Annotated in this window: 18 protein-coding genes; 14 read left to right on the forward strand and 4 right to left on the reverse strand. The window is 66.7% G+C overall.

Going from position 1 to position 19,889, the window contains the following annotated elements; translation table 11 throughout:
- The first annotated feature begins 136 nt into the window (after window positions 1-136).
- Window positions 137-1,876, forward strand: coding sequence for a chloride channel protein (locus SSA01S_RS10825; protein ID WP_061780368.1), 1,740 nt, complete (start codon window positions 137-139; stop codon window positions 1,874-1,876).
- A gap of 233 nt (window positions 1,877-2,109) precedes the next feature.
- On the opposite strand, the gene typA is transcribed toward SSA01S_RS10825, so the two are convergent.
- Together typA and SSA01S_RS10835 are read right to left on the reverse strand one after the other, a co-directional pair.
- Window positions 2,110-3,951 (reverse strand): translational GTPase TypA, encoded by a 1,842-nt coding sequence (gene typA, locus SSA01S_RS10830; protein WP_058733973.1) that lies wholly within the window; start codon window positions 3,949-3,951, stop codon window positions 2,110-2,112.
- Window positions 3,952-4,195: 244 nt separating this feature from the next.
- Window positions 4,196-7,156 carry a M16 family metallopeptidase gene (locus tag SSA01S_RS10835; RefSeq protein WP_061780369.1) on the reverse strand — a complete coding sequence of 987 codons (2,961 nt, stop codon included), beginning with the start codon at window positions 7,154-7,156 and terminating at the stop codon, window positions 4,196-4,198.
- Window positions 7,157-7,346: 190 nt separating this feature from the next.
- On the opposite strand from SSA01S_RS10835, the gene SSA01S_RS10840 reads away from it, so the two are divergent.
- The 12 genes from SSA01S_RS10840 to SSA01S_RS10895 all read left to right on the forward strand — a co-directional run bounded on the left by SSA01S_RS10840 (window position 7,347) and on the right by SSA01S_RS10895 (window position 16,696).
- Entirely contained in the window at window positions 7,347-8,063 is a 717-nt protein-coding gene (locus tag SSA01S_RS10840; protein ID WP_061780370.1) for an aspartyl/asparaginyl beta-hydroxylase domain-containing protein, read from the forward strand.
- A gap of 166 nt (window positions 8,064-8,229) precedes the next feature.
- Entirely contained in the window at window positions 8,230-8,799 is a 570-nt protein-coding gene (locus SSA01S_RS10845) for a NifU family protein (RefSeq protein WP_061780371.1), read from the forward strand.
- Complete coding sequence (locus SSA01S_RS10850; protein WP_061780372.1) at window positions 8,799-9,389, forward strand: malonic semialdehyde reductase; 591 nt, start codon at window positions 8,799-8,801, stop codon at window positions 9,387-9,389. The genes SSA01S_RS10845 and SSA01S_RS10850 overlap by 1 nt, the downstream gene beginning before the upstream one ends.
- 7 nt (window positions 9,390-9,396) lie before the next feature.
- Window positions 9,397-10,047: a tRNA (adenosine(37)-N6)-threonylcarbamoyltransferase complex dimerization subunit type 1 TsaB gene (tsaB, locus tag SSA01S_RS10855; protein ID WP_061780373.1), complete on the forward strand. Its 651-nt coding sequence runs from the start codon at window positions 9,397-9,399 to the stop codon at window positions 10,045-10,047.
- The gene (locus SSA01S_RS10860) at window positions 10,047-10,517 is read left to right on the forward strand and encodes a GNAT family N-acetyltransferase (RefSeq protein ID WP_061780374.1); all 471 of its coding nucleotides are present in this window, start codon (window positions 10,047-10,049) and stop codon (window positions 10,515-10,517) included. The genes tsaB and SSA01S_RS10860 overlap by 1 nt, the downstream gene beginning before the upstream one ends.
- A gap of 99 nt (window positions 10,518-10,616) precedes the next feature.
- Complete coding sequence (locus SSA01S_RS10865; RefSeq protein WP_007406973.1) at window positions 10,617-11,039, forward strand: Fur family transcriptional regulator; 423 nt, start codon at window positions 10,617-10,619, stop codon at window positions 11,037-11,039.
- The gene (locus SSA01S_RS10870; RefSeq protein ID WP_061780375.1) at window positions 11,036-11,785 is read left to right on the forward strand and encodes a lysophospholipid acyltransferase family protein; all 750 of its coding nucleotides are present in this window, start codon (window positions 11,036-11,038) and stop codon (window positions 11,783-11,785) included. The genes SSA01S_RS10865 and SSA01S_RS10870 overlap by 4 nt, the downstream gene beginning before the upstream one ends.
- A 62-nt stretch (window positions 11,786-11,847) precedes the next feature.
- Window positions 11,848-12,240, forward strand: coding sequence for a hypothetical protein (locus SSA01S_RS10875; RefSeq protein ID WP_061780376.1), 393 nt, complete (start codon window positions 11,848-11,850; stop codon window positions 12,238-12,240).
- Window positions 12,241-12,420: 180 nt separating this feature from the next.
- Entirely contained in the window at window positions 12,421-13,743 is a 1,323-nt protein-coding gene (gene miaB, locus SSA01S_RS10880; RefSeq protein WP_082795043.1) for a tRNA (N6-isopentenyl adenosine(37)-C2)-methylthiotransferase MiaB, read from the forward strand.
- Between the two features lie 420 nt (window positions 13,744-14,163).
- The gene (locus SSA01S_RS10885; RefSeq protein WP_061780377.1) at window positions 14,164-15,162 is read left to right on the forward strand and encodes a PhoH family protein; all 999 of its coding nucleotides are present in this window, start codon (window positions 14,164-14,166) and stop codon (window positions 15,160-15,162) included.
- A gap of 103 nt (window positions 15,163-15,265) precedes the next feature.
- Window positions 15,266-15,781, forward strand: coding sequence for an rRNA maturation RNase YbeY (gene ybeY, locus SSA01S_RS10890; protein WP_061780378.1), 516 nt, complete (start codon window positions 15,266-15,268; stop codon window positions 15,779-15,781).
- 9 nt (window positions 15,782-15,790) lie between these two features.
- A complete protein-coding gene (locus tag SSA01S_RS10895) occupies window positions 15,791-16,696 on the forward strand; it encodes a hemolysin family protein (protein ID WP_061780379.1) in 906 nt (301 codons plus the stop codon).
- Between the two features lie 305 nt (window positions 16,697-17,001).
- On the opposite strand, the gene SSA01S_RS10900 is transcribed toward SSA01S_RS10895, so the two are convergent.
- Entirely contained in the window at window positions 17,002-17,850 is an 849-nt protein-coding gene (locus SSA01S_RS10900) for a hypothetical protein (protein ID WP_156477753.1), read from the reverse strand.
- A gap of 119 nt (window positions 17,851-17,969) precedes the next feature.
- Here SSA01S_RS10900 and SSA01S_RS10905 point away from each other — a divergent pair, with 119 nt between their 5' ends.
- On the forward strand, window positions 17,970-19,298 hold the full coding sequence (locus SSA01S_RS10905; protein ID WP_061780381.1) for a PQQ-dependent sugar dehydrogenase: 1,329 nt from the start codon (window positions 17,970-17,972) through the stop codon (window positions 19,296-19,298).
- Window positions 19,299-19,358: 60 nt separating this feature from the next.
- Here the strand turns inward: SSA01S_RS10905 and SSA01S_RS10910 are convergent, their stop codons facing one another.
- Complete coding sequence (locus tag SSA01S_RS10910) at window positions 19,359-19,841, reverse strand: hypothetical protein (protein WP_156477754.1); 483 nt, start codon at window positions 19,839-19,841, stop codon at window positions 19,359-19,361.
- Window positions 19,842-19,889 lie beyond the last annotated feature (48 nt).

The following is a 19,889-nucleotide window of genomic DNA, read 5'->3' on the forward strand; positions in this document are numbered from 1 at the left end:
TCGATAGGGTGATACCCCTCCACCATGCTATGCATGGTCCCCTCCCCTTGCAGGGGAGGAATAGCTAAGACGTACTTTGCGCGTTAGCGGCCGCGCCACTGGCCGCACGCCTCGAATCCCGACATAGCCTGGCCCCATGTCCGTCCTTCGACTCGCCCCCGCCTGGGTTCGGCGCAAGGTTCGCGCCAGCGAAGCGAGCCTGGTTCTGCTGGCCATCGCCATCGGCGCGGGGGCCGGACTGCTCAGCGTGGCGCAGGGCGCGGTCGCCCGCACGCTGCAACACTGGCTGTTCGCGCTGGAAGCGGACCAGCGGTTGAGCGCCACCGCGGCCATCGCGCCGATCGCCCTCCTCGCCCTGCCCTTTGGTGGCCTGATGCTGGCCCTGTTCTCGCGGGCGACGCGCGCACGCCAGCGGCGGCTGGTCGATGCGGTGGAGGCCAATGCCTTGCATGGCGGTCGACTGTCCTGGTCCGACAGCCTGGTGATTTCCGGCCAGACGATCATTTCCAACGGTTTCGGCGCGTCGGTGGGGCTGGAGGCCGCCTATGCCCAGCTCGGCGCAGGGTTGGCGTCGATCGCGGGCGGCTGGCTGAAGCTGCGACGCGGCGACCTTCGCGTGCTGGTCGGTGCGGGCACCGGCGCGGCCATTGCGGGGGCGTTCGGCGCGCCGCTGGCCGGGGCCTTCTACGCCTTCGAGATCGTGATCGGCGCCTATACCCCCGCCGCCATCGCCCCCGTCGCAGCGGCGTCGCTGACCGGGGTATTGGTAGCGCAGATGCTCGGCGCGCAGCCCTATATCGTCAACGCCGTCGCGGGCGAGCCGGTGCTGAGCCATCATTATCTGCTCTATGCCGGGCTGGGCGCCATCGCCGCGCTGCTCGGCATCGTCCTGATGCGCGCGGTCGCCGAGATGGAGACGCTGACCCGCCGCCTGCCAGTCCAACCGTCATGGCGGCCGGTGCTGGGCGGGTTCCTGCTGATCCCGCTCGCGATACTGACGCCGCAGGTCCTGTCCGCGGGGCACGGCGCACTGCATCTCGACCTGGAATATGGCTTGCCGCTCAGCTTCCTGGCCGCGATCTTCGTCATGAAGAGCGCTGCGTCGGTCGTCTCGCTGGGGTTCGGCTTTCGCGGCGGACTGTTCTTTGCCTCGCTGTTTCTGGGCAGTCTGTTGGGGCATATCTATGCCGATCTGATCGCCTGGGGCGCGGGCACGGCGATCATCGATCCGCAGAATGCCGCGTTGGTCGGCATGGCCGCCTTTGCGGTCGCGGTCGTCGGTGGGCCGATGACGATGGCGATGCTGGTGCTGGAGGCCACACACGACTTCTCACTGGCGGGCGCGGCGATCGCGGCCTCGCTGGTCACGACGACGATCGTGCGCGAGACGTTCGGCTATTCCTTCTCGACCTGGCGGCTTCACCTGCGCGGCGAGACGATCAAGAGCGCGCGCGACGTCGGCTGGATACGCACCTTGACCGCCGGGCGCATGATGCGCCGGGTCGAGCGCGCCACGCCCGCCGCGATGAGCATCGCCGAATTCCGCCGCACCTTCCCGCTTGGCTCGACCAGCCGGGTCGTCCTGATCGACGAGCAGGATCATTATGCCGGAATCGTCCAGACCGCGCGCGCCTATGCCGACGGGCTCGATCCGGCGGCCGCGATCGGTACGCTCGCCATCCACCGCAACCATGCCCTGTTGCCCGATGCGGATATCAAGGCGGTGATGAGCGCGCTGGATACCGCCGATGCCGACGAATTGGCGGTGATCGATACCCATCGCGCGGTGCTGGGGCTGTTGTCCGAACCCTATGTCCGGCGGCGTTATGCCGAGGAGCTCGACAAGGCGCAGCGGGAGTTGTTCGGGGAGCATTGAAGGTCGTTCGGGAATGCTCGGCTCATGCCGCCCGCTCCTCGGCCTTCATTGCCTCACCCAACCTGGACCGGATCGACATTCTTCCTATTTCTCCCCTGCAAGGGGCGGTGGCAGGCCGAAGGCCTGACGGCGAGGTGAGGCAAGAGGGTGGGAATGGGAGCAGCGCTTTCCTAACCCCATAGAAAAAGGCCGGACGTTTCCGCCCGGCCCCTGTTCCCATTAGCCTGTTCGGCTTACGCCGCCTTCGACCGCGCGGCGCGCTTGCGCTCGTTCGGGTCGAGGTAGCGCTTGCGCAGACGGATCGACTTCGGGGTCACTTCGACCATCTCGTCGTCGTCGATATAGGCAATCGCCTGCTCCAGCGTCATCTTCTTCGGCGGGGTCAGGCGGATGGCGTCATCCTTGCCGCCCGACGCGCGGAAGTTGGTCAGCTGCTTCGCCTTCATCGGGTTGACCTCGAGGTCATCCGTCTTGGCGTTCTCGCCGATGATCATGCCCTCATAGAGCGCCTCGCCGTGACCGACGAACAGGATGCCGCGCTCTTCGAGCGGACCCAGCGCATAGCCCTGCGCTTCGCCCGCGCCGTTCGAGATCAGAACGCCGTTCTTGCGGCCTTCGATCTTGCCCTTGTGGGGACCATACTTCTCGAACAGGCGGTTCATGATGCCAGTGCCGCGCGTGTCCGACAGGAACTCGCCGTGGTAACCGATCATGCCGCGCGAGGGCGCCGAGAAGGTGATGCGGGTCTTGCCGCCGCCCGAGGGACGCATGTCGGTCATCTCGGCCTTGCGCAGGTTCATCTTCTCGACGACCGTGCCCGAATATTCCTCGTCCACGTCGATGATAACGGTTTCGTACGGCTCGGTCTTCTTGCCGTCCTCGTCCTCGCCGAACAGCACGCGCGGGCGGCTGATGCCCAGCTCGAAGCCCTCGCGGCGCATCGTCTCGATCAGAACGCCCAGCTGGAGTTCGCCGCGGCCGGCAACCTCGAAGCTGTCGCGGTCGTCGCTCTCGGTGACCTTCACCGCGACGTTCGATTCCGCTTCACGCATCAGGCGGTCGCGGATCATGCGGCTGGTGACCTTCGAGCCCTCACGGCCCGCCATCGGCGAGTCGTTGACGGCAAAGCGCATCGACAGCGTCGGCGGATCGATCGGCTGCGCCTTCAGCGGCACGCTGACGCTGGTATCGGCGATGGTGTTCGCCACGGTGGCGACGGCCAGACCCGCCAGCGAGATGATGTCGCCCGCCTTGGCTTCGTCGACCGGCACGCGGTCCAGGCCACGGAACGACATGATCTTCGACGCACGGCCGGTCTCGACGATGTTGCCATCGGCGTCGAGCGCGTGGATCGCCTGGTTCAGCTTGACCGTGCCCGAGTTGACGCGGCCGGTCAGGATACGACCCAGGAAGTTGTCGCGGTCGAGCAGCGTCACCAGGAAGGTGAAGGGCACGTCCTCGACCTCGACCTTCGGCGCCGGGACGTGGTTCACGATCGTCTCGAACATCGGGATCAGCGTGCCTTCGCGCGCGTCCATGTCGGTCGAGGCATAGCCGTTGCGACCCGAGGCGTAGAGGACGGGGAAGTCCAGCTGCTCGTCATTCGCGTCGAGCGAGACGAACAGGTCGAACACTTCGTCCAGCACTTCCTGGATACGCGCGTCGGCGCGGTCGACCTTGTTGACGACGACGATGGGCTTCAGGCCCAGCGCCAGTGCCTTGCCGGTCACGAACTTCGTCTGCGGCATCGCGCCTTCCGACGAATCGACCAGCAGGACGACGCCGTCGACCATCGACAGGATGCGCTCCACCTCGCCGCCGAAGTCGGCGTGGCCGGGGGTGTCGACGATGTTGATGCGGATCGACTCGTCGCTGCCCGGGGGAGTCCAGTCGACCGAGGTCGGCTTGGCGAGAATGGTGATCCCGCGCTCCTTTTCCAGGTCGTTGGAGTCCATCGCGCGCTCTTCGACGCGCTGGTTGTCGCGGAAGGTGCCCGACTGGCGGAACAGCTGATCAACCAGGGTCGTCTTGCCATGGTCGACGTGCGCGATGATCGCCACGTTGCGGAGGCTCATGCAAATTTCTCTTGTTCGGAGGGTATGTCGCCGCGCGCCATAGCCGAAAGCCAAGCAAAGCGAAAGGGTGGCGCGGATATTGCGGCGCACAAAGGTGGTTGGCGGGTAAAACGTGCGGGCCAATTGCTTGTTCCTCCCCTGCAAGGGGAGGGTGACCCGCGAAGCTGGTGGAGGGGTGTCTCCGCTGATGGTGCCCCCCCTCCGTCAGCCGTTCGGGCTGCCACATCCCCTTGCAGGGGAGGAATTACTTTTGCTTCGGCACCACCTTCAGCGTCCAGTCGGTATCGGGCCGCAGATATTTCGCCGCGACCGCCTGGAGGTCCGCCGGGCCGATCGACACGAAGTCCTGCGCCAGCCGCCTGGTCGCCTCGATCCGCTGCGGGTCATACGCCGCGCCGCCCAGCCGCTGCATCCAGAACATGTTGCCCGACGCCATGCGCGCCAGCCGCTGTGCCATAGGCCGCTTGATCCGTTGCAGTTCGTCGGCATCGATCGGCTTGGAGGCCAGGTCAGCGGCGATCGAGCGCGCGGTTGCCAGGAAGAAGTCGACCTTGTCGGGCGCGACCATGCCGATCGCGATCATCCGCCCCCCGCTGGGCAGGCCGATCGGCCACTGGCTGGCGACCTGCGGGCTGTAGCTGGCCCCCGCCTGCGAGCGCAGCCGATCGAACAGCCGGTCGGCAAAGACCTGCGCCAGCACGTCCAGCCGGTTGCGGATGCGATCGTCGGCCGAACCGCCGCCGGTCGGCCAGGCGATCACCGCCGCCGCCTGGTCGGCCGGGCCGGTGTGCGTGCGTACCACCGGCTCCGCGACATGCGCGGGGAAGCGGATAGGCGGCACCGGACCGACCGTCGCGGGTCGCGCCGGGATCGCGCCCAGGCTCTCGGCCACCGCCTTGATCGCGTCATCGGCCTTCACGTCGCCGAACACCGAGACCTCGATCGGGCCCGAGGCGAGCAGCGGAGCCCAGAGCGCCTTGAAGGATTCGGGCGTGGTCGCCGCTACCGCTTCGCGCGGCGGCGTGCCCCAGCGCGGATCGCCGTCGCGCAGCATCCGCTCCAGGTCATGGCCCAGCACCCCGTCGGGCGAGGCGTCGAACCCGTCATAGCCCGCCAGCATCGCCGCCTTGGCGCGGGCGACAGGTGCCGGGTCCCAGCGCGGCGCGATCAGCTTCGCCGCGATCAGCTTGAGGTTGTCGGCATAATCGCCGGGCGACGACAGCGCGTTGAAGGCAAAGGCATCGTCATCGATGTCGAAGTCCATGCCCATCGTCCGCCCGGCGGTCAGCCGGTCGAGATCGCCCTGGTCGAACTTGCCGATCCCGCCCGCGACCAGCGCCACATCGGCGGCCCAGGCCGGGCTTTCCTTCGTCGCGGGCAGCGCGTCGTAACCGCGCCCGAACCGGACGCGCAGATAGACGCGGCCCGTCTCGCCATCATTGGCAAGCAGGAGAAGGCGGACGCCATTCGCAAAGGTGACCTTTTCCAGCCCCAGCTCGGCGATTTTCTCACGCGAGACGACCTTGCCGGGTGCGCCCAGCCTCGGCAGTTGCGCGAAGCTGATCTTGCCCTGGCGACGGCGCTGCTCCGCGAGCGGGCGGACATCGGCCTTCAAGGCGGCGGTCAGCTTGGCCACCGCATCTGCTTGCGCCGTGCGGGTGTTGACCAGCCCGCGGGTCGCCGTGCCCTGGAAGATCTTGCGGGTCGACGCCAGCACCGTGTCGGGCGTGAACATCTTCGCCGCCACCGCCTGCTTGAAGATCTGATAGCTGGTTTCGGGCGCGGTCACCGTCTCGCGGATATCGAGCGCGCCGACCATGTCGTCGGCCTGCTTCGACCCCGCCTCGACCCGTGCGGTGTCCACCTGATTGCGCAGGATGGCGTCGTAATCGGCCAGCTCACGGTCGATCTCGGCCTGGCTGGGCGGGGTCGCCATCGCATCGGCGACGACGGCGCGCACGTCCTTCAGCGCGGCTTCCCAATTGTCGCCGATCGGCACGACGTTGACCGTCGTCAGATTGGCCGAGCGCGACACATCGTCGAGCGCGACGCTGGCCTGGAGGAAGCTGCCCCCTGCCCGCGCCCGGTTCTCCAGGCGACGACTGATGAGGCGGGCGGCAACCATGTCGACCATCCGCCTCTGGTTGAAGATCGCGGTGTCGTCCTGATACTTCCACGGACGCAGCACGGCCATGGCGACGACCGGCGGCATCGACGGCTCGACCAGCGCACCCGCAACGGGCGCATCGGCCTTGGGCGTACCGAAATCGGGGTCCGGCGGATTGGGGCCGACACCCTGCCAAGACCCGAAATTCTTGGTAACAAGCTTGGCCAGCAGCGCCGGGTCCATGTCGCCGGAGATGATCACGACCGCGCGCTCCGGGCGATACCAGCGGTCGTGGAAGGCGCGCACCGTCTCCGGCGTCGCGGCCTCCAGCGTGGCGAGCTGGCCGATCGGCGAACGCTCGGCGAGCGGCTGTCCGGCAAAGAAGGTTTCGCGCAGCTTGTCCGAATAGCGGACCTGCGGCCCCGGCTGCTCGCGCCGTTCGGCCAGCACCACGGGGCGCTCCGCCCCCAGCGACTGGGCGGTGATCGACGGCGCGGCCATCATGCCCGCCAGGATCTTCAGGCTCTCGTCCAGCCCCGCCTCGGTCGCGCCGGGCAGGTCGAGCTGATAGACGGTCTGGGTCGGCGTGGTCGAGGCGTTAGAGTCCGAGCCGAAGGTCGCGCCCAGCCGCTGCCAGATGCGCTTGGCCTCGCCGTCCGGCACATGCTGCGATCCGCGGAAGGACAGATGCTCGATCAGATGGGCAAAGCCGCGCTCCGAATCCTGCTCGTTCAGCGAGCCCGCGTCGATTCGCACCCGCACCGCCACCTGCCCCGGCGGCACGCCGTTGCGGCGCACGGCAAAGCGCAGGCCGTTGGCGAGCCGCCCGAACTTCCACATCTTGTCCTGCGGCAGGTCGGAGCCCTTGTAGAGCCAGGGCGACTGATCGACGCCGGGGATCGGCGGCAGCGGGGCGAGCGGATCGGCGGCCTCCCCGACGACGGCGACGGGCACCGGCAACCCCTGGGGCACCGATCGATTGTCGGTCGGCCTGGGCTGGCTCGGCTGGGCCTGGGGGACCTGACCGATAACGGGAATCGCCAGCCCGAGAAGGGCCGACAGAGCAAGACTGCGCATCGCGCGGGACGGAAACGCCATGCCCCCTCTTACCCCGGCGGAACGCGGATCGCCAGCCGCCCCTAAATCGCCCCAATGCGACTCGGCAAAGCACCTATGCCGCCATCATTTCGACCCAGTGGACGCCTAGAAGAACAGGGCTGCACCAACGTCATACGGGCCGTCGAAGCCCGGTGCGCTCAGGGGCAGGCCGGGGATGTTCGGAAACGTGATGAGCAAGACGATGAAGGCGCACGCCCCGCATCAGGGCACCGCCACAATATGGCCCCAATCGGGCGAGGCCGAACGGACCCTGCGGGCGGTCCCCCCCGTGCCCTCTCCGACCGTGGCACCTCAGCCACTCGCCCAGGTCCATCCCGCCCTGGCCCGTGTCTGCCGCCTGTTCGACGGGGTGATCGCCGCCTCGTCTCTGGTCTCGAACGAGCCGGTCCTCGACGTCCGTCAGTTCGACTGGACGGCCGGGCTGCGGCGTCAGTGGCGCGCGATCCGCGAGGATGCCCTGGCCCTGACCGGCGCGGTGCGTTCCTGCGGGATCGTGCCGCTCCACCCCGGCACCGCGGCGCTGCGCCAGTATCCCGGCCTGTCGGCGGCGCTGGACGGCGTGCCCGGCCTGCATGATGCGGCCATCGGGCTGCTCGCGCCGGGCACGCATGTCGCCGCGCGGCGGGGGCCCACCAAGGCGCTGCTCACCTGTCACCTCGGGCTGGTGGTGCCGCGCGATGGCGATGCCCGGATGCGGGTTCGCGACCGGATCGTCCGCTGGGCGGAGGGCGAGACGCTGGTCTTCGACGACAGCTATTCGCATCAATTGTGGAACGAGGCGGAGACGACCCGCATCATCCTGCGCCTGCGGTTCGCGCGGCCGCTGCGCCAGCCGGGCCGGTCGGTCGCGGGCGGCGTGGTGCGGTTGCTGGGCGAGGCGGCCTAAAGCCCATCGACATTCGAGCGGCGCAGTCTTCATGACGGCCCCTGCAAGCCAAGGAGTGGCAGGCGCGTCGCATCATGGTCGCACCATACCGACGATTGCGCACCGGAAACGCATCCTTTCCCGGACCCTGCTTGATCCCCGTCGCGACCCGCGCCACATGGGGGCCATGCTGATCGAGACCGAACCGACGCCCAATCCGGCGACGCTGAAATTCCTGCCCGGCCGCAAGGTCATGGACAGCGGGACCCGCGACTTCGCCTCGCCCGAGGAAGCCGCCGCCAGCCCGCTGGCCGAGGCGATCTTTAACCTGGGCGACGTGACCGGCGTGTTCTTCGGCCGCGACTTCGTGTCGGCGACGATCGCACCGGGGGCCGAATGGTCGGACGTGAAGCCCGATGTGCTCGGCATCCTGCTCGACCATTTCTCGGCGCAGATGCCGCTCTTCAAGCAGGGTGCGGCCGATTTCTCGGTGCCCTCCGAAGAGAGCTTCACCGACGATCCCGAGGATGCCGACATCGTCGCCCAGATCCGCGAGCTGATCGACACGCGCGTTCGCCCCGCCGTCGCCAATGACGGCGGCGATATCGTCTATCGCGGCTTTGACAAGGGCAAGGTGTACCTCAAGATGCAGGGCGCCTGCGCGGGATGCCCCTCGTCCACCGCGACACTGAAGAACGGCATCGAGCAGTTGCTGCGCCACTATGTTCCCGAAGTCACCGAAGTGAGGGCCGTCTGATGAACCCGATCGACGACGCCAGCCTGGACCGGCTGTTCCGCGAGGGCCGCACCTTCAACCATTATCTCGACAAGGCCGTCGGCGAGGACGAGATCCGGGCGATCTGGGATCTGATGAAGATGCCGCCGACCTCGACCAACCAGAGCCCGGCGCGCCTGGTCTGGTGCCTGAGCGCGGAGGCGAAGGAAAAGCTCGCGTCCTGCGCCTCGGACAGCAATGCCGACAAGATCCGCAACGCGCCCGCCGCCGTCATCATCGGCATGGACGTGAACTTCCACGAAACCCTGCCGCAGCTGTTCCCGCATGTGGACGCCAAGAGCTGGTTCGACGGCAATACCGAACTGCGCGAGGCCTCGGCCTTCCGCAACAGCTCGCTTCAGGGCGCCTATCTGATCCTCGCCGCGCGTGCGCTGGGGCTCGATACCGGGGCGATGTCGGGCTTCGACCAGGGCGCGGTGGACAAGGCGTTCTTTGCCGATCAGCCGGGCGTGCGGTCGAACTTCATCGCGACGCTGGGTTATGGCGACACCTCCAAGCTGCACCCGCGCAACCCCCGGCTGGCGTTCGAGCAAGCCAACCGAATCGCCTGAGCCAACTTTGCGCACGCTGGTCATCGACACCGCCACCGCCGCCTGCTCGGTCGCCCTTCTCGACGGCGACCGGGTGGTGGCGCATGGCCATGACGTGGTCGGGCGCGGCCATGCCGAACGGCTGGTGCCGATGATCGCGGCCTTGCCCGATGGCGGCCGGGCGGAGCGCATTCTGGTCGATTGCGGGCCGGGCAGCTTCACCGGCATCCGCGTCGGCATAGCAGCGGCGCGCGGGCTGGCGCTGGGCTGGGGCGTGACCGCCTCGGGTTACAATTCGCTGGCGCTGGTCGCCGCCGCCGGGTTCGCCGCGCGCGACGACGAGGCGCTGACCGTCGTGCTGGAGGGTGGGCATGGCGAGGTCTTCGTGCAGTCCTTTGCCCGCGACCTGACCGCCCTCTCTCCCTTTGCTTCGATGAAACCCGACGCCGCGCTCGCCGCGCTGGAGGGGCGGGTCGCGATCGGCAATGGCGTGCGCTGGCTGACCGCTTTGTCGCCCGATCTGCCGGTGGTCGAGGCGCTGCCCGATGCGTCGGAGGCTTGGCGGCTGCCCGGCGACCTTACCGCCCTACCCCCGCGCCCCGTCTATGGCCGCGCGCCCGACGCCAAGTTGCCCGGCGGCATCACGCCCCCGGACGCCGTCGGTCTCGGGGCCGCCTGATGGCCAGCATCGGCATCTCGCTTCGCCCCGGTGACGCGCGCGACGCCGGTGTGGTCGAACAGGTCATGGCCGCCGCCTTTGACCCGCAATGGGGCGAGGCCTGGAACCGGTCGCAGCTGCTCGGCGTGATGGCGCTGCCCGGTATCAAGCTGTTGATCGCCGAGGCGGGTGAAGACCCGGCGGGCTTTGCGCTGACCCGTTCGGTGCTGGACGAAGCGGAGTTGCTGCTGCTCGGCGTCACGCCGGAGCATCGCCGCGCGCGGATCGGCAGTCGGTTGGTCGAGGCGGTCGTCGCCGACTGCGCCGATCACGGCGTGACGACGCTCCATCTGGAGGTGCGGTCGAACAACCCCGCCGTGCAGTTCTATGCCGCCCATGGCTTTGCCAAGTGCGGCGAGCGGCGCAATTACTATAAGGGTGCCGACGGGCGGCATCACGACGCGCACACCTATCGTCGGTCCATCGGCTGACCCGATCACAGTTTCCGGGTTATTGCGAGTCGCTATCCCCTTTTCGCAATTAGGCTTTAAGGGTAGAGAGGGGTTTGCCCGAGGAGTTGAAACGTTACCATGGCCCGCAAAATCGATCTCGAAGCGCTGTGCGCCCAAAAAGGTCTGCGCATCACCGAACAGCGCCGCGTGATCGCCCGTGTCCTGTCGGAGGCGGAGGACCACCCGGACGTCGAAAAGGTCTATGAGCGCGCCGCCAAGATCGATCCCGGCATTTCGATCGCGACCGTGTACCGCACCGTCCGCCTGTTCGAGGAAGCGGGCATTCTGGACCGCCATGATTTCGGCGACGGCCGCGCCCGCTACGAGCCTTCGCCCGAAGCGCATCACGACCATCTGATCGATGTCGAGACCGGCCGTGTGATCGAGTTCGTCGACCCGGAGCTGGAACAGCTGCAAAAGGCGATTGCCGAGAAGCTGGGCTTCCGTCTGGTCGACCACCGCATGGAACTCTACGGCGTCAGCCTCGACCGCAAGGGATGATGGCGGTCGCCACTTCGACCGATGCCGACAGCAAGGGCGGCCTGCGTGCAGCGGGTCGCCTTTTGTGTATCGTGGCCGCGCTGCTGGTCGCACTGGCGCTGCATGGGACGTGGCGGGCACTGGGTCGCTTTTCGCCCTGGCCGCGGCGATTCCTGCGCCGGGTGGCGATCATCCTGGGCGCGGACATCCGCGTGGTCGGCACGCCGCTGCGCCGCGATGCCATGATTGCCGCCAATCATCTGAGCTGGATGGATATTCTGCTGCTGGCGGGCACGTCGGGTACGCGTTTTGTGGCCAAGGCGGAGGTTGCCAGCCAGCCGCTGATCGGATGGCTGGCCAGCCTCAACCGCACACTCTTCGTCGAGCGCGGCGACCGGCTGGGCGTCGGCGATCAGGTCGCGACGATCCGCGCCGCCCTGACCAAGGGGCAGCCGCTGGCGGTGTTTCCCGAGGGGACAACCGGTGACGACCTGTCGATCCTGCCTTTCAAGCCTGCGCTCTTCGCGGCGCTGGTCCCGCCGCTGCCCGGCATCCGGGTGCAGCCGGTGCGGGTCGACTATGGCGCGGCGGCGGCCGATCTGGCCTGGCTCGGCACCGATCCGGGCGATGCCCATGTCAAACGGGTGTTGCGGCGGCGGGGACGGTTCACCGTCACGCTCCATTATCTGGAGCCTTTCGATCCTGCCGACTTCCCCGACCGCAAGGCGATCGCGGCGGAGGCCCGGCGGCGGATCGTCATGTCCTGAAATAGGCCATCGCCTCATCGGGGTCGGCGCGGTAGCATCCGCTGACCATTTGGGGGGAAGCCATGCTCAAGACGATTCTCGTAGCCGCCAGCCTGATGACCGCCACCGCCGCGAGCGCGCAGATGGCCAATCCCTGCCCCATGGGCACCCAGCCCGCCACCATCCGCCACAACAAGATCAAACCCGGCCAGTGGGCGACCTTCGCCAAGGCGGTGGCCGCGCATAACGCGTGGTACACCAGTCACAACGACCCGACCCGCACCACCCTGGTCCGCGTGTTGACCAAGGGCCCCAGCGGCCCCACCGTCACCGATGCCGAAGCGGTGACGGTCACCCGCTATGGCACGACCAAATCCCAGGGGCCCCGCGACGCGGCCTATTCCGCCTTCACCGAACTCTACCGCCAGAGCAGCGACATGGCCGACGAAACCCGCGTGTGCCTGCCCAAGGGCTGACCTTCTTCCTTCCCTACAAGGGGAGGGGGACCCGCGAAGCTGGTGGAGGGGTATTCCGCCATCGAGAGCGCCACACCCCTCCATCATCGCTGACGCGATGCCACCTCTCCTTGCAGGGGAGGAATAGTGGGCATACGCCCAACGCTGGCGAGCGTGCGGCTTTTGCGATAAGGGGCGCGGATGCCCGCATCCCCCAAGACCTTTCACGTCAAGTCCTTCGGCTGTCAGATGAACGTCTATGACGGCGAGCGCATGGCCGAATTGATGGCCGCGCAAGGCCTGTCCACGACCGACGATGCCAGCGCCGCCGATCTGATCGTCCTCAACACCTGCCATATCCGTGAGCGCGCGACCGAGCGGGTCTATTCGGAGATCGGTCGTCTGCGGAAAGATGCGGGCGAGCAGGGCCGCAAGCCGATGATCGCCGTCGCGGGCTGCGTGGCCCAGGCCGAGGGGGCGGAGATCGTCCGCCGCGCCAAGGTCGATGTGGTCGTCGGCCCGCAGGCCTATCACAATCTGCCCGAGCTGGTCGCCAAGGCCGCGGCGGGCGAGGCCGCGCTCGACACCGACATGCCCGTCGAATCCAAGTTCGGCCATCTGCCCGGCCGCCGCAAGGTGAACCCGTCGGCCTTCCTGACCGTGCAGGAAGGCTGCGACAAATTCTGCACCTATTGCGTCGTGCCCTATACGCGCGGGGCCGAGGTCAGCCGGTCCTATGCGGCGATCATGGACGAGGCGCGGTCGCTGGTCGATGCGGGCGCGCGCGAGATCACGCTGCTGGGTCAGAACGTCAACGCGTGGAACGATGCGGACGATCGCGGCCTGCACGGGCTGATCCGCGAGATGGACCGCATTCCGGGGCTGCACCGCATCCGCTATACCACCAGCCACCCCAACGACATGACGCAGGGGCTGATCGACGCGCACCGCGATGTCGAAAGCCTGATGCCCTTCCTGCACCTGCCGGTGCAGTCGGGCAGCGACCGCATCCTGAAGGCGATGAACCGCCAACATACGCGCGACAGCTATATGCGGGTGATGGACCGGGTGCGCGCGGCGCGCCCTGACATCGCGCTGTCAGGCGACTTCATCGTCGGCTTCCCCGGCGAGACCGAAGCGGACTTCGCCGACACGCTGAGTCTGGTCGACGCGATGGGCCATGCCCAGGCGTTCAGCTTCAAATACTCGCCCCGCCCCGGGACCCCCGCCGCGACGATGGCGGATCAGGTTCCGGCCGAGGTGATGGACGACCGGCTCCAGCGGCTCCAGGCCGCGCTCAACCGCGACCAGCATGCGTTCAACCTGGCCAGCGTCGGGCGGACCTGCACCATCCTGCTGGAGCGGCGTGGCAAGCTGCCCGGCCAGATGCTCGGCAAGTCGCCCTGGCTCCAGTCGGTCCACCTGATCGGCGACCACCAGATTGGCGATCTCGTCGAAGTCGAGCTGGTCGCGGCCGGGCCGAACTCGTTGACCGGGCAGGCGAAGGTGAAGGCGGCGGCGTAACCCGAACACCGTTCGGGCTGAGCGAGGTCGAAGCCTACGCCCGCACTTCCGCGATTTTGTTCACGCGGAGGCGCGGAGATGTCTGGCCTGCCGATGGTTCATCCGGCCTTCGCGGCCGGGAGACCCATGACGGTATGCCTGAAGCAAACAGGCCAAGATCGCGGCTGGATAAACCCTCTCCGCGCCTCCGCGTCTTCGCGTCTTCGCGCGAACAAATCTTCTTAATCGCGCAGAGGCGCAGAGGACGCAGGGGCAGCAGAATGTCTCCCGACTGAAACCGAGGGCTCTTCTTCTCCGCGCCCTCTGCGCCTCTGCGCGCAAAAAAGCCTCATCCCGTCACACCCATGTCACGCAATTTCGCTGGCGTTCCGGTCCTGTCGCCCCCATCTTGGTGGTGACCACAGACGGTGAAAGGACCGCATGAGCCGCAAGCCCCTCCCCGCCCAGGCCGGTGAACGCAGCCGGGCGGAACTCAGCTTCGACAAGCCGCAAGTGCTGGCGCAGCTGTTCGGCCAATATGACCGCAATCTGGTCGCATTGGAAAATCGACTGGGCGTCTACATCACCGCACGCGGCAACCGTGTCGGGCTGGAGGGAACCGCCGAGCAGGTCGCGCTGGCCCGCGACGTGCTGAACGATCTCTATGCCCGTATCCAGCGCGGCGAGGAGATCGATACCGGCTTGGTCGACGCCGCGATCGCGATGGCGTCCGAACCGACGCTCGACGGCATCCTGAGTGCCGAGCGCAGCTCGACCCCGTCGGTCATGATCCGCACGCGCAAGAAGACGATCGTGCCGCGCACCCCGGCCCAGGCGCATTACATGAAGGAGCTCGTGTCCCACGACATGATCTTCGCGCTCGGCCCGGCGGGCACCGGCAAGACCTATGTCGCGGTCGCGCAGGCGGTGGCGCAGCTGATCACCGGATCGGTCCAGCGGCTGATCCTGTCGCGCCCGGCGGTCGAGGCGGGTGAGAAGCTGGGCTTCCTGCCCGGCGACATGAAGGAGAAGGTCGATCCCTATCTTCGCCCGCTCTACGATGCGCTGCACGACTGCCTGCCCGCCGAGCAGGTCGAGCGGCGGATCGCCAGCGGCGAGATCGAGATCGCGCCGATCGCCTTCATGCGCGGCCGGACGCTGGCCGATGCCTTCGTCATCCTCGACGAAGCACAGAACACCACGCCGGCGCAGATGAAGATGTTCCTGACCCGCTTCGGCCAGAACAGCCGCATGGTCATTTGCGGCGACCCGAACCAGGTCGATCTTCCCGGCGGCGTCGCGGCCTCGGGACTGGCCGATGCCGTGCGACGTCTGGAGGGTGTCGAGGGCATCGCGATGAGCCGCTTCACCGCCGCCGACGTGGTTCGCCACCCGATCGTGGGCCGGATCGTCGATGCCTATGAAGGGCCTAACGCCTGATCCTGCTTTCGCCCACACCTGCTTTCGATGGCGTAACGATGGAACTGTTGTTAGGGGGCGGCGATTTTCACCTCGTCCGCCCCCATCACCCCGAAAGGCTCCGATGATCGAGATTGCGCTGATCCATGAAGAGCCCTGGTCCGGGGACGAGGAAAGCTGGGAGGCGCTCGCCACCCGCGCCGCCCGTGCCGCGATCGAGCGGACGCCGCACGGGCCGCTGCTCACCACGCCTGCGCTGATCGAGATTTCGGTCCGGCTGACCAGCGACGATGAGGTCCACGCCCTCAACCGTCAGTATCGGCAGAAGGACAAGTCGACCAACGTCCTGTCCTTCCCGATGGTCCAGCCCGACCTGATCGAGACGGTGACGCAGAACTCTGACGATGGCGAGGTGCTGCTGGGCGATATCGTGCTGGCCCACGGCGTCTGTCTTGCCGAAGCGTCCGAGCGCGGGATTTCGCCCGAAACCCATGCGACTCATCTGCTGGTGCACGGCGTGCTGCATCTGCTAGGCTATGATCACATGAATGATGACGAGGCCGAAGCGATGGAGGCGATTGAACGCGACGCGCTGGCCAGCCTCGGCATCGCCGACCCTTATCTAGTGCGCGAGGACTGACACCCCCCGATGGCCGACGGCCCGAGTAGCAGCACCGGCAACGGTGACTCCAACGAAAACAGCATCTGGCAGGGGCTGAAGTCCCTTATCTTCGGCGGCGAGCAGGAAGAGTCGCTGCGCGACCAGTTGGAAGAGGCGATCGACCGGCACGAAGGCGATCCCGGCCCCGACGCCAAGGGCGACCTGACCCCGCTGGAGCGGCAGATGGTGCGCAACCTGCTGCATTTCAGCGAGCGTGATGCGGGGGATGTGGGCGTGCCCCGCGCCGACATCATCGCGGTCGAGGAGCGGACGACCTTCGACCATCTGGTCCAAATCTTTGCCGAGGCCGGGCACAGCCGCCTGCCCGTCTATCGCGAAACGCTCGACCAGATCATCGGCATGGTCCACATCAAGGACGTGTTCAACATCCTGGCGACCGGCGCGGAACATCCCGCCACCATCGCCGGGCTGATCCGTGATCCGCTCTATGTGCCGATGTCGCGCGGCGCGCTCGATCTGCTGGCCGACATGCGCCAGAAGCGGGTGCATCTGGCCGTCGTGCTCGACGAATATTCGGGCACCGAGGGTCTGGTCACCATCGAGGACCTGATCGAGGAGATCGTCGGTGAGATCGAGGACGAGCATGACGACGCGCCGCAGGCGCTGCTCGTGCCGCTCGACGGCGGGGCGTGGGACGCCGATGCGCGCGTCAGCCTGGAAGAGGTCGGCCGTGCCGTCGACCCGTCGCTGGAAGAAGCCGAGGACGATGTCGACACGCTGGGCGGCCTGACCGCCGTCCTGGCAGGCCAGGTGCCCGAGGTCGGAACCTGTATCGACCACCCCAGCGGCTGGCGGATCGAGGTCACCCAGGCCGATGAGCGCCGTATCCACCGCCTGAGACTGCATCCGGCGGTAGTGACGGAGGCGGAGTAAGCGGAGCCGGGCGTGCGGCACCCTCCCACACTTCGGGAGGTGTTGGCCCTACACCCCTGCTGAGGCGCGCCGACAGATGGGACCATCACGTCCTTTCGCGCGGCGTCGCGTTCCTATTTAAGCAGCGATGCAATCGATCACATTGGTCGACACAAGGCGTTAGCGCGGCCGGCATCGCCGACCTATGCCGAGCATCAGGCCGTACGGCTTCCCGGATCGAGGGCGCGAGACAATCTCCCTAACGCTTGCGCTCTCGAAAGGCCGTCGGTGCGCTCCCCGTGACACCGGCGGCCAAAGGTCATTGTTCAGGTCGGAAACAGTGTATCGACATGGCGAGCCGCGACGACCCAGCGGTAAAAGGCGTCGATCAGCACATATCGGAAATATAGTGGCTCGACTTCGACTCGTTCGGGATTTCCCAGACAATGTTTGGCGTGGTCGAGAATGCGATAGACATATTGGGTCTGCAGCAGCGCGTCGCCATGCGCATGCACCAGACGCGTCGTTTCATCGGGCTCCGACCGCACCAGACACTGGGCCACATGAGCGCGAACACGCTCATCGGAATAGGCATGTTGCAGTCGGATCTCTTCGCTGGCTTTCAATCGTGCCATCACGGCAGGGTCGTCGACATCTTGCACCGTCAGTTTCGCATCCGGTGCAAAGCGCATAATCGCCGCCTCCAAGATGGCGCCACGATCGTAATTGCTACGGCACACGGGTATGCCCGCGACCGTGTAGGCCTGCCAGCAACTGGCCAAGGTAGGCGGCGGTGGCGTGGGAGCGGCGGGCAGATCAGGCCAGCACGCCATATTGGCGCGAATGAAGCTGTCCATCGCTAGCATGGCTTTCGGCGTGTTGGATTGGCCATCGATGACGCGGCGCAAGATCTTCGGAGGAAAGAAAGGAGCGCAGCGGACGAACATCTGCGCCTTTTCGTCAAGCACCCGGTTGACCTGCCTGTCACTTTGGATCGTAATCCCCGGCGGCGGCGGAGCCTTTCTCGGAGGTAACCGGTCTGCCTCTACGACGATTTCACGGTTTTGCTCCTTGGGCGCCGTGGCTGGAGATTTTTGCGCTACCGCTGACAGGTTAGTCAACGTCAGGACACAGATCGACCAAGCGGACAGCTTTAGAAACGACGTCATGCGCATGCCATGCCCTCCCAAGCTTTCATCGCGCCAACGAAATGATGACGATACTTGTGACGGACCGCCAGCCAATTTTGCGCATCCCCCTTCCCCCCGCTCCCGCCACGGCTTATCCCTAGGCCATGCGCAAACATGTCCTGATCGTCATTGCCATCATCGTCCTGATCGGCATCGCCGTCGTCGCCTGGCTGGCCTGGCCCGACACGGCGCGGCTGAGCGTCGACCAGGTGGCGGGCAAGCAACCAACGATCCAGGCTCCGCGCGAGCAGGTCATCCCGACGGTCGACATCGCCAAGCCGGTCGGCTGGGCGAACGGGGCCAAGCCCAGCGTCGCGCCGGGCCTGGCGATCCAGCCCTTTGCGACCGGCCTGGATCATCCGCGTTGGCTCTACGAACTGCCCAATGGCGACGTGCTCGTGGCGGAGACGAACTCGCCGCCGCGGCCCAGCACCGGGATCGTCGACCGGGTGATGAATTTCTTCCTGGGCCGCGCGGGTGCGGCGGTGCCGTCGGCGAACCGGATCACCCTGCTGCGCGACACCAATGGCGATGGCAAGGCGGACCTGAAGACACCGTTCCTGACCGGACTTAATTCGCCCTTCGGCATGGTGCTGTTCGACGGACAACTGTACATCGCCGACACCGACGCGCTGGTCCGCGTGCCCTATACCCAGGGCGCGACGAAGATCACCGCGACGCCGGAAAAGGTGGTGCCGCTGCGGGGCGGCGGCAATCACTGGGCGCGCAACGTTATCGCCTCGGGCGACGGACAGACGCTCTATGTCTCGGTGGGCTCGGCCAGCAACATCGCCGACAACGGTCTCGACGCCGAAAAGAACCGCGCCGCCATCCTTCAGGTATGGCCGAAGGACAAGAACTGGCGCATCTATGCGGCGGGCCTGCGCAATCCCACCGGCATGGCGCTTAACCCCGTCAACGGCCAGCTGTGGACCGTCGTCAACGAGCGCGACATGCTCGGCTCGGACCTGGCGCCCGACTATCTGACGCAGGTCGAGTTCGGCGATCATTTCGGCTGGCCCTGGTATTATTGGGGCGGCTATCCCGACAATCGGGTCCAGCCTGACAATCCTCCGCTCCAGCAATATGTGAAGCGCCCGGACTATGCGCTGGGGCCGCATGTCGCGGCGCTGGGCCTGACCTTCGCGACCGGCACGAAGCTGGGCGACCGTTTCGCGAACGGCGCCTTCATCGGCGAGCATGGCTCGTGGAACCGCAAGCCGCCCTCGGGCTATAAGGTGGTGTTCGTGCCGTTCGGCCCCGGCCCCTTCCCGACGCCCAAGGCCAAGCCGATCGATGTGGTCAGCGGCTTCCTGAACGCCAAGGGCGAGGCGCAGGGACGGCCCGTGGGCGTGATCGTCGACAAGAGCGGCGGCCTGCTGGTCGCGGACGATGTCGGCAATGTGGTGTGGAAGGTCAGCGCGGCGAAGTGAGGTGTGGCGTCAAGGCATATACGGATGCCTTTCCCCAACCCGGCTTTGTCCAATGGACGCTCAAGGCTTCACCGTCATTTCGATCGTATCGGACAGAATTTCCGCATAACGGGCGGGCGTCGAATTGCCCGTAAAGAAAAATAGATGAGCGCGAACCTTATACCGCCCCGGACCGGGAAAGATCGTGCGAGACAATTCATCGGTCACCACTGACACGGGTTTCGCCCTCGTTACAGGCGTGAGTTGGTCCACGGTGAGTGGCGGCGGAGGAGGAGACGGCATCATCGGCTCGGCAGGGTCCAGCGGCTGCCCCTCCATCGACCGGACTTCGAATGCGATGCCACGCATCGGCTGGAGAAAGGGCGACACCGCCAAACCGTCCTTCTTTGCCGTGAGATCGACCTTGATCGCCGCCTTGTTGCGCATCGAAACCATGCCGCCATGCAACTGCACGTTGATGGAGGGTTTTTCACCCGTCCAAATGGCCTGAGCAGGAGGAGACCAAGCCTCCACGGCAGCAAGGCTCAAGAACACCAGAAACATCTCGACGCTCCCTTCGACGGTGGAACAACGCCACGCTGGCGATCCAGC

The organism is Sphingomonas sanguinis NBRC 13937, assembly GCF_001591005.1.
Lineage (GTDB): Bacteria > Pseudomonadota > Alphaproteobacteria > Sphingomonadales > Sphingomonadaceae > Sphingomonas > Sphingomonas sanguinis.

Bases quoted from the DNA above. Each gene is read 5' to 3' on its own strand.
- SSA01S_RS10900 (WP_156477753.1), bottom strand. From the start codon at position 17,850: ATGCGCATGACGTCGTTTCTAAAGCTGTCCGCTTGGTCGATCTGTGTC.
- ybeY (WP_061780378.1), top strand. From the start codon at position 15,266: ATGATCGAGATTGCGCTGATCCATGAAGAGCCCTGGTCCGGGGACGAG.
- typA (WP_058733973.1), bottom strand. From the start codon at position 3,951: ATGAGCCTCCGCAACGTGGCGATCATCGCGCACGTCGACCATGGCAAG.
- SSA01S_RS10875 (WP_061780376.1), top strand. From the start codon at position 11,848: ATGCTCAAGACGATTCTCGTAGCCGCCAGCCTGATGACCGCCACCGCC.
- SSA01S_RS10850 (WP_061780372.1), top strand. From the start codon at position 8,799: ATGAACCCGATCGACGACGCCAGCCTGGACCGGCTGTTCCGCGAGGGC.
- SSA01S_RS10870 (WP_061780375.1), top strand. From the start codon at position 11,036: ATGATGGCGGTCGCCACTTCGACCGATGCCGACAGCAAGGGCGGCCTG.
- SSA01S_RS10910 (WP_156477754.1), bottom strand. From the start codon at position 19,841: ATGTTTCTGGTGTTCTTGAGCCTTGCTGCCGTGGAGGCTTGGTCTCCT.
- SSA01S_RS10865 (WP_007406973.1), top strand. From the start codon at position 10,617: ATGGCCCGCAAAATCGATCTCGAAGCGCTGTGCGCCCAAAAAGGTCTG.
- miaB (WP_082795043.1), top strand. From the start codon at position 12,421: ATGCCCGCATCCCCCAAGACCTTTCACGTCAAGTCCTTCGGCTGTCAG.
- SSA01S_RS10835 (WP_061780369.1), bottom strand. From the start codon at position 7,156: ATGGCGTTTCCGTCCCGCGCGATGCGCAGTCTTGCTCTGTCGGCCCTT.
- SSA01S_RS10825 (WP_061780368.1), top strand. From the start codon at position 137: ATGTCCGTCCTTCGACTCGCCCCCGCCTGGGTTCGGCGCAAGGTTCGC.
- SSA01S_RS10860 (WP_061780374.1), top strand. From the start codon at position 10,047: ATGGCCAGCATCGGCATCTCGCTTCGCCCCGGTGACGCGCGCGACGCC.
- SSA01S_RS10895 (WP_061780379.1), top strand. From the start codon at position 15,791: ATGGCCGACGGCCCGAGTAGCAGCACCGGCAACGGTGACTCCAACGAA.
- SSA01S_RS10885 (WP_061780377.1), top strand. From the start codon at position 14,164: ATGAGCCGCAAGCCCCTCCCCGCCCAGGCCGGTGAACGCAGCCGGGCG.
- SSA01S_RS10905 (WP_061780381.1), top strand. From the start codon at position 17,970: ATGCGCAAACATGTCCTGATCGTCATTGCCATCATCGTCCTGATCGGC.
- SSA01S_RS10840 (WP_061780370.1), top strand. From the start codon at position 7,347: ATGAGCAAGACGATGAAGGCGCACGCCCCGCATCAGGGCACCGCCACA.
- SSA01S_RS10845 (WP_061780371.1), top strand. From the start codon at position 8,230: ATGCTGATCGAGACCGAACCGACGCCCAATCCGGCGACGCTGAAATTC.